This is a genomic window from Micromonospora sp. Mcm103 (genome assembly GCF_024519755.1).
GTDB lineage: Bacteria > Actinomycetota > Actinomycetes > Mycobacteriales > Micromonosporaceae > Micromonospora > Micromonospora aurantiaca.
Genome location: NZ_JALJRJ010000002.1, coordinates 106,104 through 122,269, shown reverse-complemented (window position 1 = coordinate 122,269; position 16,166 = coordinate 106,104). Strand labels below are relative to the sequence as shown.

Below are 16,166 nucleotides of genomic sequence, written 5' to 3'. Positions count from 1 at the left end.
ACCAGCAGCATCGTGAAGCATCTATCCCATGAAGATCCGGCCCGCCGTCGCCCCGCCGACCGCTGAGGGCACCGGTCCCGCGCAGCCTCCCGCCGACCGGCCCTCGGACGACCGCCCCTCGGACGAACGTCCCTCGGACGGCAGACGCCGGTGGCGTCCGAACCCGGAGTGGACGCTGGCGATCCTCGGCAGCCTGCTGCTGGCGGTGGTGCTGACCTGGCCGACGATGCGGCACCCGGCGACCACGATCCCCGGCGACCTCGGCGACCCCACGTTGCAGGCGTGGCAGGTCGCCTGGTCCGGGCACGCCCTGCTCAGCGACCCGGCGAACCTCTGGAACTCGAACACGTTCTATCCGGAGCGCTACACCTACGCCTACAGCGACACCCTGCTCGGGTACGCCCCGTTCGGGATGCTCGGCTCCGGCTTCGAGGCCGCGGTGATCCGCTACAACGTGCTCTACGTGCTGCTGCACGCGCTGGCGTTCCTCGGGGCGTACGCGCTGGCCCGGCAGCTCGGCGCCAACCGCTGGGGCGGTGCGGTCGCCGGGATCGCGTGGGCGTACGCGCCCTGGCGGCTGGCGCACTCCGGTCACCTGAACATCCTGTCCAGCGGCGGGATCGCGCTGGCGCTGGCGATGCTGGCCCGCGGTCACGGCTGGTCGCTACGCCACGGCTACCGGCCGGAACGCCGCAAGCCCGGCTGGGCGGTGGCCGGGTGGCTCGTCGCGGCCTGGCAGGTCACGCTCGGCTTCGGCATCGGGCTCCCGCTCGTCTACTTCCTGCTGGCCGCCGTGCTGGTGGCGGCCGGCTGCTACGGCTGGTCCTGGTGGCGCAAGCGGGAGCGGCCCCCGTTCGGCCGGCGGCTGCTCATCGCCGACCTGGCCGGCGGCGCCGTGTTCGGCACCGTGACGCTGCTGCTCGGGCTGGTCTACCTGCGCGTGGTCGACCTCAACCCGCAGGCCGTCCGCTCGCTGGACTGGACGAAGATGTTCTCCCCGCCGCTGATCGGGTTCGTCACCGCGCCCGGCGACTCGTGGTTGTGGGGGGAACGGCACGCCGCCGCCCGCGAGCAGCTGACCTGGCCGCCGGAGATGGCACTGCTGCCCGGCATGACGCTGATCGGGCTGGCCGCGGCGGGATTGTTCGTCTCGGCGTTCCCGGTGCGGCACCGGGTCGCGCTGGGGCTCGGCGTGACCGGCACCGTGCTGCTGGGCCTGGGCTCCACGCTCGGCGGCGACGGCGACCCCGGCTACCTGACGTTGTCCAACCTCCTGCCGGGCTGGGACGCGTTGCGCACCCCGGGCCGGATGATGCACTGGACCAGCCTGCTGCTCGCCGTGCTGGCGGCCGGGCTGGTGACAGCGCTTGCCGAGTCGTGGCGCCGGCCCGCCGCCGCGCGCGCGTCCCGGGCGGTGGCGGCGCTGGTCCTGCTGGTGCCGCTAGCCCTGGTCACGCTGGAGGGCGTGAACCGCACGCCGCACCCGGTGGTGCCGACGCCACCGGCGGCGATGCGGACCGCGCCGGAACCGATGCTGGTGCTGCCCGCCGGCGGGGTGGGCGACCTGAACTACATGCTGTGGTCGACCGACGGATTCCCCCGGATCACCAACGGGCTCGGCGGGTTCGAGCCGGTCACCCAGGCCCAGACGCGGGTCGCCGTGGCGACGTTCCCCGACGCGGGCAGCGTGGCGTACCTGCGCGGGATCGGCGTGCGGTCGGTCGTCGCGGTGCCGAGCCGCGCGGCGGGTACGCCGTGGGAGGGCATCGAGACCCGGCCGGTCGACGGGCTGGGCATCACCCGGGAGGAAGTCGATGGCACGCTTGTCTACCGCCTCTGACGCCGTGGGCGCCGTTCCCGCGTGCCCGGGCCGGGCGAGGTGAGCGCCGTGCGGTTGTCGGTGGTGGTGCCCTGCTTCAACGAGGAAGCGTCGGTGGAGCGGCTGCACGAGATGCTCAGCGTCGCGATCGCCGAGCTGACCGACGTGGACGTCGAGGTGGTGTACGTCGACGACGGCAGCGAGGACGGCACGCTGGCGGCACTGCGCCGGCTCGCCGCGGCCGACCCGGCCGTCTGCTACACGTCGCTGAGCCGCAACTTCGGCAAGGAGGCGGCCATGCTCGCCGGCCTGCGCCGGGCCACCGGCGACGCGGTGGTCATCATGGACGCCGACCTGCAGCACCCGCCGCGGCTGCTGCCCGAGATGGTGATGCTCTACCGCCAGGGCTTCGACCAGGTGATCGCCCGCCGGGACCGCCGTGGTGACCGGTTCATCCGGATGGTCGCCTCGCGCTCCTTCTACCGCCTGGTCAACTGGTGGATAGACGTACGCCTGCTCGACGGCGCCGGCGACTTCCGGCTGCTTTCCCGGCTCGCGGTGAACGCGATCCTAGCGATGCCGGAGTACAACCGCTTCTCCAAGGGCCTGTTCTCGTGGATCGGTTTCCGCACCGCTGTGGTGGCACACCGCAACGAGACCCGGCAGGCCGGGCGGAGCCGCTGGACGTTCGGCAAGCTGTTCAACTACGCGTTCGACGGCCTGCTGTCGTTCAACAACCGGCCGCTGCGCCTGGCGATCTACGGCGGCCTGTTCCTCACGCTCATCGCGGTGGGCTACATGGCCTGGGTCGTAGCGGACGCCGTGGAGAAGGGCATCGACGTGCCCGGCTACACCACGATCATCGTCAGCGTGATCGGGCTCGGCGGCATCCAGATGATGATCCTCGGGGTGATCGGCGAGTACATCGGCCGGATCTACTACGAGACCAAACGCCGTCCGCACTATCTCGTGCAGGAGACCGAGCGCGTCGTCGATGCTCCCGGCCGGACCTCCCGGATTCCGGAGCAGCGCACGGCCACCGGCGAATCGATGGCCGGCGAAACCGGCTGAGCAACCCCGATCGGCGGGTGCCGATAGGCGCAGAATCGTTCTCTTTTCGCAGGTGGCGGGCGGTTGCTATGGTCGCCCGCGACGCCGGAGACCGGCGCCGAGGAAAGGGTTGCGATGGGGCTGATGGACAAGCTCCGGGGCGAACTCATCGACATCATCGAGTGGCTGGACGACAGCCGCGACACGATCGTCTGGCGGTTCCCCCGGTATCAGAACGAGATCAAGATGGGCGCCAAACTGGTCGTCCGGGAGTCCCAGACGGCGGTGTTCGTCAACGAGGGGAAGATCGCCGACGTCTTCACTCCGGGGACGTACACGCTGGAGACCCGCAACCTGCCGATCCTGTCCACCCTGAAGGGCTGGAAGTACGGCTTCAACTCGCCGTTCAAGGCCGAGGTGTACTTCGTCAACACCCGGCAGTTCACCGACATGAAGTGGGGCACCCAGAACCCGGTCATCCTGCGCGACGCCGAGTTCGGCGTGGTCCGGGTACGGGCGTTCGGCGCCTTCGCGGCCCGTGTGGTGGACGCGTCGCGCCTGCTGCGGGAACTGGTCGGCACCGACCCGCAGTTCCGCACCGAGGAGGTGCAGGAGTACCTGCGGCAACTCATGGTGGGACGCCTCGGCGGCGCGCTCGCCACGGCCGGCGTGCCGCTGCTGGACCTCGCCGCGCACCAGGACGCGATCGGCCGGCGGCTGGCCGCCGTGCTGACCGAGGAACTGGCCGAGGTCGGTATCGCGATCCCCAAGTTCGTCATCGAGAACGTGTCGGTGCCGCCGGAGGTCGAGCAGGCGCTGGACAAGCGGACCAGCATGGGCGCGGTCGGCGACCTGGACCGGTACACCCGTTTCCAGGCCGCCAACGCGATGGAGGCCGCGGCGAACAACCCGGGTGGCGAGGCGGGCGCGGGCATCGGCCTGGGCCTCGGTATGGCGATGGGCCAGCAGATGGCCCGGACCATGGGCGGTGGCGCGGCCACGCAGCCGGCGCCGGCCCAGCCGGCCCCCGCGCAGCCGGCCGCCGCCGAGCCGCCGCCGCTGCCGGGCCAGGCCCAGTGGTACGTGGGCGTCGGCGGCCAGCGGCAGGGCCCGTACGACCTCGGCGCGCTGGCCGAGCAGGCGAACGCGGGCGCGCTCGGCGCGGACACGCTCGTCTGGCGTACCGGGATGGCGCAGTGGCAGCCCGCCGGGCAGGTGCCCGAGCTGGCGTCGGTGCTCGCCAGCGTCCCGCCGCCGCTTCCGCCGCAATGAGCGACACGGCTGTCTCGCCGCCCTCCTACCAGTGCGGGGGGTGCGGCGCCCGGGTCGAGTTTGCACCCGGCACGACCGCGCTGAGCTGCCCGTACTGCGGGCACCGGCAGGAGATCGCCGGTGCCGGCCGGGAGGTGCGCGAGCATGCGTACGCGGAACTGGCGTCGCTGCCCCGCAAGCCGGTGGCGAGCGTCGGCGCGCACACGTTCGTCTGCCCGGGCTGCGGCGCACGGACGGAGAGCGACGCGCTGGCGCAGCGCTGCCAGTTCTGCGCGGCTCCCCTGGTGGCCGACGCCGGGGCGGGTGAGCTGATCGCGCCGGAGGCGGTGCTGCCGTTCGCCGTCGACCGCAACGGTGTGCGGACGGCCCTGGGCCAGTGGTGCCGCAGCCGCTGGTTCGCGCCCGGGAGCCTGAAGAAGATCAGCGAGGCGGAGACGCTCAAGGGCACGTACCTGCCGCACTGGACGTTCGACGCGCGGACCGTGTCGGACTACCAGGGTCAGCGGGGCGAGTACTACTACGTCACCGAGACGTACACGGTGACCGTCGACGGCAAGCAGGAGACGCGGACCCGGCAGGTGCGGCACACCCGGTGGCATCCGGCCGCCGGCACCGTACGCCGGGACTTCGACGACGTGCTGGTGCCGGCCACCACTCACCTGCCCACCGAGCAGTTGGACAAGCTGGCGCCGTGGCCGCTGACCGAGGCGGCCGCGTTCCACGGCGACTACCTGGCCGGATACCAGGCGCTGCGGTACGACACCGAGCCCGAGGCGGGCCTGACCGAGGCGAAGGCGCGGATGGCGCCGGTCATCGAGGGGGACTGCCGGTCCGACATCGGCGGTGACGAGCAGCGGGTGTCCGCCGTGGACACCACGTACTCCGACGTGTCGTACAAGCTGGTCCTGCTGCCGGTGTGGATCGCCGCGTACCTGCACGCGGGCCGGTCGTACCAGGTGCTGGTCAACGCGCGCACCGGTGAGGTCATCGGCGAGCGTCCCTACAGCACGGCGAAGATCGTGGCGGCGGTGCTGGCCGCGCTGGCGCTCGTCGCGCTCGTGGTGGCGTACGCGATGAGCCGCTGACGCGTACGGGCCACCGGTGTGCCGCACCGGTGGCCCATGCGCATCGCGCGAGGGGAGATGTCCGAGCGGCCGATGTGCCGCCGCGCGGGTCCACAGCAGAGTGAGGGCACCACCACCATCGGCCGGGCGGCGACGGAGGGAAGCCCCGATGGACTCACTGCGGAAGACCTCGCTGGTCGCGGGTGGCGCCTATCTGCTCACCTTCGTCTCGATCCCCACCGTCGGCCTGTACGCCCCGGTCCGCGAGCCGGACTACGTCCTCGGCACCACGTCGCAGGCTCCGGTCGTCCTCGGCGGCGTCCTGGAGATGGTCGTCGCGCTCGCCTGCATCGGCACCGCCGTCGCGCTGTACCCGGTGCTCCGGCAGCAGGGCCCGGCCCGCGCGCTGGGCTTCGTCGGCGCCCGGGTGCTCGAAGCCGCCGGCATCCTCGTCGGCGTCGCGAGCATCCTGACGCTCGTCGCGCTGCGGGACTCCGCCGCCGGGCCGGACGCGCTCGTCACCGGCCGGACGCTCGTCGCCTTCTACGACTCGGTGTTCCTGCTCAGCCAGGCGCTCCTCCCGGCCCTGAACGCGCTGCTGCTGGGCACGCTGCTCTACCAGTCGCGTCTCGTACCGCGCGTGCTGCCGCTGCTCGGGCTCGTCGGCGCGCCACTGCTCGTCGCCTCCGACCTCGGCACGCTGTTCGGCGCCTGGGACCGGCTGTCAGCGGTGGCGGCGGTCGCCGCGCTCCCCATCGCGGTGTGGGAGTTCTCGCTCGGCGTCTACCTGGTCGTCAAGGGCTTCCGGCCCTCCCCCGTCACGGCCGGCGCGGTGGAGCCCCGGCCGGTCCGGGACGCCACCGTGTGAGCCGGGTCAGGCCCGCGCGCCGCCGTCGACCCGCAGCACCGTACCGGTGACGAAGGAGGCGCGGTCGCTGAGCAGCCAGGCGGCGGCCTGGGCGATCTCGTCGGGCTCGGCGGCCCGGCGCAACGGGCTGGCGGCCGCGAGGCGGTCGATGATCCCGGGCGACTCCGCGTCCCAGGCGCGCATCATCTCGGTGAGCGTGCTGCCCGGGGCGATCGCGTTGACGCGGATGCCCTCCGGCCCGTAGGTGATCGCCGCGGACTCGGTGAGGCTGTTCACCGCGCGCTTCATCGCCCCGTACGCGGGCAGTGCGGGGTTGCCCATGAGGCTGCCGACGCTGGAGTTGTTCACGATCGCGCCGGTGCCGGCGGTGGCCCGGATCGCCGCGACCTCGGCGACCATGGCGAGCCACGGCCCCTTCAGGTTGACGGTGTAGACGTGGTCGAAGTCCTCTTCGCGCACCCGGTCCATCGGTCCGGGCGGCACGATCGTCGCGCCGTTGTTGAAGGCGACGTCGAGGCGCCCGTACACCTCGACCGTGCGGTCGACCGCGGCGCGCACGCTCGCCGCGTCGGCCAGGTCGCAGACGACGTACTCGGCGGTGCCGCCCGCGGCCCGCACCTGCTCGGTGACCGCCTTCAACTGCTCCTCGGTCCGGGCGGCGAGCAGCACCCGGGCGCCCTCGGCGGCGAACAGCCGGGCCGCCGCGGCGCCGATGCCGCGCCCGGCGCCGGTGATGAAGGCGACCTTGCCGGCGAGCAGGCCGGCGGTCGGGTGGACTGTCGTATCGGTTCGTGTGGTGTCCATGCCGGCAAGCCTGCGGCCGGTCGCGGAGCCCATCCAGGTACCGCCGGTACCTGGTTACGTGCCGTCGCACGAGGGCACACTGGGGTCGTGGACCGACGGGATCTGGCAGTGTTCCTGCGCAGCAGGCGGGAGCGGATCGCCCCGGCCGACGTGGGCCTGCCCGCCGGGCAGCGTCGCCGCACCCCGGGGCTGCGCCGCGAGGAGGTGGCGCGGCTGGCGTTCATCTCGACCGAGTACTACACCCGGCTGGAGCAGGGCCGGGGTCCGCGTCCGTCGCGGGAGGTGCTGGCCGGGCTGGTCCGCGCGTTGCGGCTGTCCGACGCCGAACGCGACCACCTTCACCACCTGGCCGGGGAGCCGCCCGCGCCGCCGCCCGGGCCACCCCGGGAGGTACGCCAGAGCGTGCTGGACCTGCTGCACCGGCTGCCGCAGGCGGCGGCGTTCGTGACCTCGGCGACGTTCGAGGTGATCGCCTGGAACGACCTCGCGGCAGCGCTCATGGAGGACTTCTCCGCGGTGTCCCGGCGGGACCGCAACCTGGTCCGCCGGGCGTTCCTCGGCCCGCACCTGATGTACGGCGTGTCGGACGCGAGCGAGTTCGCCCGCCACTCGGTCGGACGGCTGCGCGCCGCGGCGGCCCGCTATCCGGACGACCCGGAGATGGCCGCGCTGATCGCCGAGCTGATCGCCGGGAGCGAGGAGTTCGCCCGCCTGTGGGCCTCGAACGAGGTGGGCGGCGCACGGACGCTGTGCAAGACGTTCCGGCATCCGCTGGTCGGGCCGGTGACTGTCAACTGCGACGTCCTCGACATCACCGACCGCGACCAGCAGGTGGTCATCTACACCGCCACGCCCGGCTCCCCCTCGGAGGAGGCGCTGCGGCTGCTCTCCGTGATCGGCACCCAGCGGATGACCGTCGAGCACTGACCCGCCCGCCCTCGGTGGAACGCCACGGGTGTCCGGGCGGCCTCCGGCACCCGCGGCGTTCCACTCGCGGTGGGTCAGCAGCCGATGCGGGTGGAGCCCATCGCCACGTCGTCGTACCAGAGGGTGTCGGCGCCGCCGCCGTAGCTCTCCCAGCCCAGCTTCAGGTCGGTGAGCTGCGGTCGCCAGGTGCGGTTGTACCACTGGCCGTCGATGTCGTGCGTCGGTACGCCGTCGGCGGTCAGCCCGGTCACGGCGACACCGTCCAGCCAGGTACGCAACTGGCCGGCCGAACCGTCCACCATGAACTCCAGGCAGGCCCAGCGGTTGGTGGGCAGCGGCACGCTCTGTGCCACCCCGGCCGGGCTCTGCTCGGGCAGCGTGGCGTCGTCGGAGGCGCGGTTCCACTGCAGCGCGCCGTTCTGGCCGCCCAGCCGCAGGTCGCGGTTGCCGTCGGCGGCATCCGTCATGGTGATCATCGTGGTGTGGTCGGTGGGCTGGGCGGTGGTGTGCCGCACCCAGATCCGGGCGTACCTGACGCCGCCGAGGCCGCTGAGGTTCTTCGTGGTCCGGACGAACACGTGGTTGCAGTACCCGGCCGCGCCGTTGATCCGTACCGCGCGGCTGCCGCTGTGCGTGGTGGACGTGTCGATGGTGGCCGTGCCGGCGCCGGAACAGTCCGGGCTCACCACGCTCCAGTCGCCCGACGGCGTCGAGCCGGTCTGGTTCTCGAAGCCGTCGCAGAGCACCGCCCCCGCGCACCCGCTCGGCGGCGGGGTGGTCGGCGGCGGCGTCGTGGGAGGTGGCGTCGTGGGCGGCGGCGTGGTCGGTGGAGCAGTCGTGGGCGGCGCGGTGGTGGGCGGCGGCGTGGTCGGCGGGGCGGTGGTCGGCACCGTCGTGGTGGGCGGCGGCGTGGTCGGCCCGGCGCCGTTGCACGGTACGCCGTTGAGGCTGAACCCGGTCGGCGCGCCGCCGGCGGTGCCGTACGTGCCCTGCACGCCGAACTCGGTCGAGCCGCCGGCCGGGATGCTGCCGTTGTACGACATGTTGCGGGCGGTAACCGTCGACCCGGACTGGCTCACTGTGGCGTTCCAGCCGTTCGTGACGCGCTCGTCCCCGGCATACGTCCAGGTGACGGTCCAGCCGGACATGGCGGTGTCGCCCGGTGACACAGTGATGTTCGCGGTGAACCCGCCGGGCCACTGGTTGGGTGTGTAGTCGACCCGGCAGCCCTGTGCGGCTACGGCCGGGCCGGTGAGCAGGGCCGTACCGGCCGCGGTGACGGCGGCCAGCGCGGCGACGGCCGCCATGAGCGGGGCGGGGCGGGCACGGAGAATCGTCATGGGAAGTCCTTCGGCGTCGGACAGGGCGCAGCCGCGCGTCCTCGTCGGACGCGGCGGTGCGCGAGGGTGCGGCGCGGCGGTGCGCCACGGTGAGTGGTCGATGCGTACGACCGATGTGCCCGGCTCGAAGGCGGCCCGGTCAGCCGCCGGGGTCCGGTTCTCGCGGACCTCGGCGGCGCCCGAGCCCAATCTATTTACCGTCGCCTATCCAATCAAGGCCTCCGCCCGCGCGGATGCCCGTCATCCCGGATCGGCGCCCACGCCGCTGCGCAGGGGTTGCCAGCCGTCGCGGTAGCGCACGCCGCCGGGTCGCAGCCGGACCCGGTCGTGCGGCGTACCGGGGACCGGCTCTGTCCGGATCACCTGTGGCCGGTCCACCACGACGCAGACGTCCTCCCCCGGCCACCACCAGCCGCAGGAGCGGGCCAGGTCGGCCCAGGTGTCCAGGTGTCCGGCCTCGTCCGGCCCGTACCGGGCGAGGCCGAGCCGGCGCAGCACGTCGTAGTAGGCGATCCAGGACGCGTCCTGCTGCCCGTACCAGCACACGGGCACCGGACCGTCACCCGCGAGCGCCGCACGCACCGGTAGGTAGAACCCGTGCGCGAGGCTGCGGTGCAGCGCCGCGCGTACCCCCTGGTGCAGCACGACGGCGAGCGGTACGCCGCCGTCGAACGCCCGCTGCGGCGCCAGCTCGGGCCACGGCTCCTTGGCCTTGCCCCGGCGCGCGGGCGTCAGCTCGGGATCGGTGTGCACGACGCCCGCGCTGAGCGCGCCCCGGAGCTGGGAGACGACCATGGCGATGTCGCTCGCCAGCAGCGGCGTCCGGGGCGGCCGCACCGCCCGGATGCGCTCGTGTAGCCGGTCGAGGGTGGGCCAGCCGCTGACCAGAGGCAGTGCCTTCGCCGGCGAGTCGACCCATTCGAAGCGAGGTCGCGGCCGCGACGCCCTCGCGTAGACGGCGGTCAGGCAACGCTCGGCGGTCTGCCGGTCGGCCGGCTGTGTGGACAGGGCGTGGTCGAGCCATTCCTGGCGGATCCGGACGGCCTGCTGCCACAGATCGTACGGGATCTTCGCGGCGTCGTCGCGCCGCGGGGAGGCGCTCATCGCGCCGGGGCGTCGCCGCCCTTCCGGTAGGAGATCATGGAACGACTCTGACCCATGTCTCGGCACCGCTCAAGCGAATTCCGTACCGTGACCGCATCCGCAGTGCCCGGCCAGGAGAGAAGGGAACACCGTTGCCCGTGGACAGTGACCGTTTGACCCGACCCCCTGTCATCACCGCGCAGATGCTCATCCGCCGGCCCGCCGCCGAGGTCTTCCAGGCGTTCGCCGACCCGGCGGTGACCACGAGGTTCTGGTTCACCAGGAGCAGCGGCCGGCTGGAACCCGGTGCCGTCGTCACCTGGGACTGGGAGATGTACGGCGTCTCCACGGTCGTGACGGTCAAGGACGTGGAGGAGAACCGCCGCATCCTGGTCGAGTGGGATCCGGAGTCCCCCACCCGGGTCGAGTGGCGGTTCCTGCCGGGTGCGGACGACACCACGCTGGTCCGGGTCACCGAGACCGGCTTCGCCGGCACCGCCGACCAGGCCGTGAGCAAGGCGATCGACTCGATGGGCGGCTTCACCATGGTCCTCTGCGCCTGCAAGGCGCTGCTGGAGCAGGGCGTGCTGCTGAACGCCGTCGGCGACGCCCACCCGGCGGGCTTCGAGGACTGACCACGCCCGCCGCAAACGAAAGCGGCGTCCCCGCCGTCCGGCCGCCGCTGCCGGCTCGGCGAACCGGTCAGGCGCCGGCCACCGGCGCGAACAGGGGCGGTGCCGGATCGGTTGCCCGGATCGCGGCCACGAGCTGCGCCAGCTGCGGGTAGTCGTCGCGGGCCGCGCGGAGAAGGTGGTCCGCGTCGGCGTGGTTGCCGAGGTACGACTCGGCGGCCGCCCGCAGAAGGAGCGCGACGGCACAGAGGTCGACCGGCTCGGCACCCGGGCGGACGTCGAGGAGCAGCGAACGCGCATCCTCGGGCCGCTGGTTGAGCAGATGTGCCAGGCTCATCGCGATCCGGGCGGAGAACGCGTGCGGCTGTGTCCGGGCGGCGATCCCGGCGAGTTCCGAGATCTCCCGCACCTCCCGCCATGCCACCGGCGAACCGGTCACCACCGCGGCGTACAGGTACCACAGCCCGAACTGGACGCTCAGCATCTGCCCGATGGCCGCGGCGGTCGCGGGATCGGTGCTGCCCGCGCGAGCCAGCGCCGCGAGCCGCTCCGCCTCCGTGATCAGTTCCGCCGACCGGGTGGATTCCGCCATCAGTCTCTGCTGGTAGGCAGCGAGCGGATCGCTGCCGGCCCGCGGCTGAATCCCGACCCGGTGGACGTCACCACCCGCTCGGGTAACCGCCCACAGTGCCCTGATCACCTCCTCCTGGTAGTAACCCGCCCGCAGCCCGTCACGGGCGGCTGCCGGAGCCCGGAGCCAGCGGAGCAGGTTCTGGCCGTCGCTGCAGGTCGAACGCCCCGGAAGGAGGAGGTTGGTCAGGCCGAGCAGCGCCCCGACGAACGCGGCGCAGAGCAACGTCAACCGCGTCAACGCCGTACCGGTGGACGTCGACGCGACGGCGAGTGCCGTCGCGACGCACAGGTTGGTCAGCGGGCCACCGAGATTGAACAGCACCATCCGCAGCGGCAACCCCGGCATCGACGGCGAAGGCCGGACCGCCACCTCGTTGCGCCAACCGTTGAACGGCGCGATGCGGACCGCGACGACCGGCAGACGCAGCAGCTTCGCCACGACGAGGTGCCCGCACTCGTGCAGCACGAGGTGCAGCCACAGCGACGCGCAGGTGAGGCCGGCGGCGGCGATCGCATCCGTCACGGACTCGGTGACGAGCAGCGCGAACGCCGCCGTCTCCACCGCCAGGAGGAGTGACACGGCGACCAGCCGGCGGCGGAGCTTCACCAGGAGAGGGTACGGCCGGACGGGCGGCCGCGGGGGTACACGCGCCCTCGCGCCCGGCATCACCGCAGCCCCACAGTACGGCCGTCAAGCCGCTGCCCGGGTTGGACGACGTGTCGTAGGCTTCGCCGGTGCTTGAGGTGTCGGGGGACTTCGAGATCCATGTGACGGCCCAGCCGCACGACGCGGAGAGGCTGTCCGCCCTCGCCGCGCGGCACGGACTGAAGTTCGTCCACATCGTCCTCGACCGGGGTGCCTACGCCTCCCAGCCGATGGTCACGCTGACCGGGCGGGGCACGCACGCCGAGCAGCAGGCCGCGGCGGAGCGCCTGCAGGGCGAGGTGGAGGCGTCCGGGATCCACGTGTGCCGCACGAAGATCGAAGTGGCGCCGTGGGCTGCCGGTGTGCCGAAGTCGGACGAGGAGGCCGCGGCGGAGCCGCCCGCCCGCTACTTCGAGCATCACATCAAACTGCTGCTGGCCGGGCCGACGGTGGCGCGGACACTGGCGCTCACCGGCCTGGTCGAGCCGCACGGGGCACGGCTGTCCCGCAACGCACGCCGGGTACGCGCCGACGGTGTGCAGGAGCGGTTCGTCACCCAGCGCTGCTACCGCGTCGGGCTCGCCACGGCCGGGCAGCGCCTGGAGGCCCTCGTCGCGGCCGTGTCCGCCGCCGGCTTCGAGATCGCCGCGGTGGAGCAGGAGTACGTGGTGTTCGACAGCCGACCGGTTCGCGACCTCGGCTGGCTAAACCCGCCCGGAAGCCGGGAGGAGCCGCGGCCGAACGACTGGGTGACGAGGCGCGAGAACGCCATGCGGTCCGCGCCCGCCCGGTCCCGGGGTTTTCCGCCGACCTACCAGCCGCTGCCCGCCGACGCTCCCGTCCGCCAACGCGCCGCGTTCGATCCCGCTCTGAAGCACTACCCGAACGCGTACCGTGCCGGTGAGCCGGACTTCCTCGTGCCCGAGACCGGCCGGCGGTGGAGCGCCGCCCGGCGTACCGCGCTCACCGGCGTGCTGGCGGCGATCGCGGCGGCGCCCGTCGGCCGTCACCTGGTACTGCGGGGCAGTGCGCTGATGCCGGTCCAGGTCGGCGCCGCCGCACGTGAGCCCGGCGATCTGGACTTCGTCGTCGTCCCGCACACGGTCACCAGCGGCAGCGACGAGGCCCGTACGCTGCTCGACGCCGTCAAGGCCGCCGTCCGGAGCGTGCCGGACGCCGGCCTGCGCCCGGACCGGATCAGCGAGGCGGCCATCTGGACGTACGAGCGGGCCGACGGCCGCCGCCTCGTCGTCCCGTTCGGCATCGCCGGAGCGCCGGATGGCCACGTACAGATCGATGTCGTCTTCGGCGAGGAGCTGCCGCTCCCGCCGGAGACGGTGATGCTCCCCGGTGTCGCCGCCGCGGTGCTCGCCGCGCCCGCCGCGCTGGCGCTCGCCTGGAAGCTGCTGTGGCTTGCCACCGACGCGTACGCGCAGGGCAAGGACCTGTACGACGCGGTCCTGCTGGCCGAGACCACGAGCGTGGACCGGGACCTCGTCCGCCGTCTGATGCGGCCGGAGCTGGGTGCCGAGGCGGACGGCTTCAGCGCCGAGGATGTGCTGACGTGGAGCATCGACTGGGACAACTTCGTCGACGAGTACCCCGGGATCGAGGGAACCGAAGAGCAGTGGACGAGGCGGCTGGCTCTGGCCCTCGAACGCGCCTGGGGATAGCCGGACCACTAGCGGCGCGGACAACCGTCGGCCTGAAGATCGAAGAAGGAGGCCCGGCTCGACCGGTTGCCGCCGGATGACACGCTTGCGCCGATGGACGCGTTCGTCTCACAGTTGCCGGCGCTGCTCGGCGTCGTCGTCGGTGCCCTCGGTACGGGTCTGGTGACCTTCCTGTCCACCAGAAGTCAGTGGAAGCGCGGTCAGTCCGTACGGTGGGACGAACGACGACTGGAGGCGTACGGCGAGTTCGCACAGGTGCTCAAGGAAATCCAGGCGATCTCGCTGCGGGTCCTGTCCGCGGCGGACGGCGACAAGTACCGCTCAGGGTTTGACAAAGCCGCGGCGCTGCCCCGGCTCGCCGACGCCGACATCAGGCACACCCTCGCGTGGGAACGCCTGTTGCTGCTCGGGGACGCCGCCACAGTCGCCGCCGCGCAGGACTGGCGCGAGGCGGTCTGGCGGCTGGAGCACCGAGCCCGCGAGGTCGGGGAGACCACCGAGCCGCTGAGCGGCCTCTATCAGCAGGCCAACGCGAGCCGTGATCGCTTCTATGATGCGGCTCGACGCGGCCTGGGCGTGAGCGGCGGATCAGTCGCCCAGTCCGACCGCCTGCAGCAACGCCTCGCATCCCCCGAGGACCACCAGCCCGAGGCCCCCCGCAGCTGATTCTGGACTTCGTCCCGCTCCGGGTGCGATGAGTTCGCCCGCCCTGGCCGGTCTGAACTGTGTATCCGATCGGATACGGAGAACCGGCAGACCGCCAGGAGGGACGAGAACCATGACCGTTGCCGACACCACTCCCCAGCCCGTCGCCCGCGGATTGCACCGGACGTTGTGGGTGCTCCAGGTTTTCCTCGGCGTCTTCTTCATCGTCGCCTCGGCCGCTCCCAAGCTGTTCGGCGAGACGAACGCGGTCCAGACCTTCGAGGACATGGGCGCCGCGCCCTGGTTCCGCTACCTCGTCGGCCTGCTGGAACTGGCCGGCGGCATCGGGCTGCTCGTGCCGAGGCTGGCCGGCCTGGCCGCTGTCGGGCTCGCGCTGCTCATGATCGGCGCCGCCGTCACCCAGGCGTTCATCCTGGACGGCGGCGCGCTGGTCCTCACACCGGTGGTGCTGTTCTTCCTGTTCGTGTTCATCGCCTGGGGCCGACGCGACTCGACAGGCCGGCTCTTCAGGCGATGAGCGGGCGGTCCACCAGGGGGTGCGTCCGGCGGCCGGTCAGGGCGTCCAGCGCACCCCCGGGTTCACCCGCCCGGACCAGTCGAAGAGGGCCATGTTGTCCCATCCGTTCCCGGTTCCGTTGATGTTCGCCGGGTCCCAGCCGTTGCCGGGGACGGCGTACCAGGTGGGTTCCCAGTAGAAGACCCCGAGCGCGCCGGCGTTGCGCGCGGTGTTCTGGACCCAGTCGAACTGCTGGGCCTGCCCGGCCCACGTCGCGCTGATGCCGTCGCAGGTGGCGTCGCCGATCACGTTCGGCTGGCCGTCCGCGTCGTCCCGGGTGAAGGGGTACGCGGTCTCCACGATCACCACCGGCTTCCCGTAGCGGTTCCGCAGGTCGACGATGTTGTTGTAGAGGTTCGCCAGGCTGCCGTGCCACATGCAGTAGTACGACAGGGCCGTCGTGTCCCACTGCACGCCCTGGGCGCGGATGCCGTCGTAGAACCAGCGGGCGTTGGCGTTGCTGTCGGCGTTCGCGGTGTGGATCATGACGGGGATGCCGCCGCCGCACGCCTTCACCGCGTTGTAGCCCTGCTTGAGCAGCCCGGCCAGCGGGGCGAAGTCGTTGTTCACGACCTTGCCCTCGTTCCACAGCATCCCGACGTTGATCTCGTTGCCGATCTGCACGCTGTCCGGCAGGGTGCCCTGCCCGCGCAGGGCGGCGCAGACGTCGTAGGTGAAGGCGTACACGTCGTTGCGCAGCTGACCGAGGCTGTGCCCGGCCCAGGCGGCCGGCTTGTACTGCTTACCGGGGTCGGCCCAGGTGTCGGAGTAGTGGAAGTCGATCAGCACCTTGAGGCCCTTGGCCTTCGCGACGCGTGCCTGGGCCAGCACCTTGGTCTTGTTGTTGTAGCCACTGGCCGGGTTGTTCCAGACGCGCAGCCGGACGTAGTTGAGACCGACGGACCGCAGGATGTCCAGCGGGTCACGGGCCACCCCGCCCGCGTCGTAGTACTTCGCGCCCAGGTCCAGGCTGCGCTGCAACGAGGAGACGTCGGCACCGCGCATGCTGAGCGTGTTCGCGGCGGCGACCGGCGTGGGCGTACCCCCGAACGTGGTGGTGACGGCGAGGACGACGGCCGTGACGGCCCCGACCAGGGCGCGGCGGCGGTGGCGTGTGGTCACGAGACTCCCTC

The 16,166-nt window shown here is 72.3% G+C and carries 15 protein-coding genes; 10 read left to right on the top strand and 5 right to left on the bottom strand.

The genetic code is table 11. The annotated features are described in order from the left end of the window. Positions 1-28: 28 nt before the first annotated feature. From OC439_RS03145 to OC439_RS03125, 5 genes are all read left to right on the top strand, one after another. Entirely contained in the window at positions 29-1,840 is a 1,812-nt protein-coding gene (locus tag OC439_RS03145) for a hypothetical protein (protein WP_262012102.1), read from the top strand. Positions 1,841-1,888: 48 nt separating this feature from the next. After that, a complete protein-coding gene (locus OC439_RS03140; RefSeq protein ID WP_410054881.1) occupies positions 1,889-2,890 on the top strand; it encodes a glycosyltransferase family 2 protein in 1,002 nt (333 codons plus the stop codon). 114 nt (positions 2,891-3,004) lie between these two features. Further along, positions 3,005-4,141, top strand: a complete 1,137-nt coding sequence (locus OC439_RS03135; protein WP_315985903.1) for an SPFH domain-containing protein — start codon at positions 3,005-3,007, stop codon at positions 4,139-4,141. Next, entirely contained in the window at positions 4,138-5,226 is a 1,089-nt protein-coding gene (locus OC439_RS03130; RefSeq protein ID WP_262012099.1) for a hypothetical protein, read from the top strand. Before OC439_RS03135 ends, OC439_RS03130 begins: the two co-directional genes overlap by 4 nt. A 148-nt stretch (positions 5,227-5,374) precedes the next feature. Then, the gene (locus OC439_RS03125) at positions 5,375-6,073 is read left to right on the top strand and encodes a DUF4386 domain-containing protein (RefSeq protein WP_262012098.1); all 699 of its coding nucleotides are present in this window, start codon (positions 5,375-5,377) and stop codon (positions 6,071-6,073) included. 6 nt (positions 6,074-6,079) lie between these two features. Here OC439_RS03125 and OC439_RS03120 read toward each other — a convergent pair whose 3' ends face one another. After that, complete coding sequence (locus OC439_RS03120) at positions 6,080-6,877, bottom strand: SDR family NAD(P)-dependent oxidoreductase (RefSeq protein WP_262012097.1); 798 nt, start codon at positions 6,875-6,877, stop codon at positions 6,080-6,082. 87 nt (positions 6,878-6,964) lie between these two features. Here OC439_RS03120 and OC439_RS03115 point away from each other — a divergent pair, with 87 nt between their 5' ends. Next, on the top strand, positions 6,965-7,804 hold the full coding sequence (locus OC439_RS03115; protein ID WP_262012096.1) for a helix-turn-helix transcriptional regulator: 840 nt from the start codon (positions 6,965-6,967) through the stop codon (positions 7,802-7,804). A 74-nt stretch (positions 7,805-7,878) separates the two neighbouring features. Here the strand turns inward: OC439_RS03115 and OC439_RS03110 are convergent, their stop codons facing one another. Together OC439_RS03110 and OC439_RS03105 are read right to left on the bottom strand one after the other, a co-directional pair. Further along, on the bottom strand, positions 7,879-9,144 hold the full coding sequence (locus OC439_RS03110) for a cellulose-binding domain-containing protein (protein WP_262012095.1): 1,266 nt from the start codon (positions 9,142-9,144) through the stop codon (positions 7,879-7,881). A 240-nt stretch (positions 9,145-9,384) separates the two neighbouring features. After that, the gene (locus tag OC439_RS03105) at positions 9,385-10,248 is read right to left on the bottom strand and encodes a DUF6745 domain-containing protein (RefSeq protein ID WP_262012094.1); all 864 of its coding nucleotides are present in this window, start codon (positions 10,246-10,248) and stop codon (positions 9,385-9,387) included. Positions 10,249-10,400: 152 nt separating this feature from the next. Here OC439_RS03105 and OC439_RS03100 point away from each other — a divergent pair, with 152 nt between their 5' ends. Beyond that, positions 10,401-10,862 carry an SRPBCC family protein gene (locus tag OC439_RS03100; protein ID WP_262012093.1) on the top strand — a complete coding sequence of 154 codons (462 nt, stop codon included), beginning with the start codon at positions 10,401-10,403 and terminating at the stop codon, positions 10,860-10,862. 67 nt (positions 10,863-10,929) lie between these two features. Here OC439_RS03100 and OC439_RS03095 read toward each other — a convergent pair whose 3' ends face one another. Continuing rightward, the gene (locus OC439_RS03095; RefSeq protein ID WP_262012092.1) at positions 10,930-12,099 is read right to left on the bottom strand and encodes a hypothetical protein; all 1,170 of its coding nucleotides are present in this window, start codon (positions 12,097-12,099) and stop codon (positions 10,930-10,932) included. Positions 12,100-12,227: 128 nt separating this feature from the next. Here OC439_RS03095 and OC439_RS03090 point away from each other — a divergent pair, with 128 nt between their 5' ends. The 3 genes from OC439_RS03090 (at position 12,228) to OC439_RS03080 (ending at position 14,994) form a co-directional block, all read left to right on the top strand. Further along, positions 12,228-13,811 (top strand): nucleotidyl transferase AbiEii/AbiGii toxin family protein, encoded by a 1,584-nt coding sequence (locus OC439_RS03090; protein WP_262012091.1) that lies wholly within the window; start codon positions 12,228-12,230, stop codon positions 13,809-13,811. A gap of 93 nt (positions 13,812-13,904) precedes the next feature. After that, on the top strand, positions 13,905-14,477 hold the full coding sequence (locus OC439_RS03085; RefSeq protein WP_262012090.1) for a hypothetical protein: 573 nt from the start codon (positions 13,905-13,907) through the stop codon (positions 14,475-14,477). Positions 14,478-14,589: 112 nt separating this feature from the next. After that, on the top strand, positions 14,590-14,994 hold the full coding sequence (locus OC439_RS03080; RefSeq protein WP_262012089.1) for a DoxX family protein: 405 nt from the start codon (positions 14,590-14,592) through the stop codon (positions 14,992-14,994). Between the two features lie 36 nt (positions 14,995-15,030). Here the strand turns inward: OC439_RS03080 and OC439_RS03075 are convergent, their stop codons facing one another. After that, complete coding sequence (locus tag OC439_RS03075; protein ID WP_262012088.1) at positions 15,031-16,155, bottom strand: arabinogalactan endo-beta-1,4-galactanase; 1,125 nt, start codon at positions 16,153-16,155, stop codon at positions 15,031-15,033. Positions 16,156-16,166 lie beyond the last annotated feature (11 nt).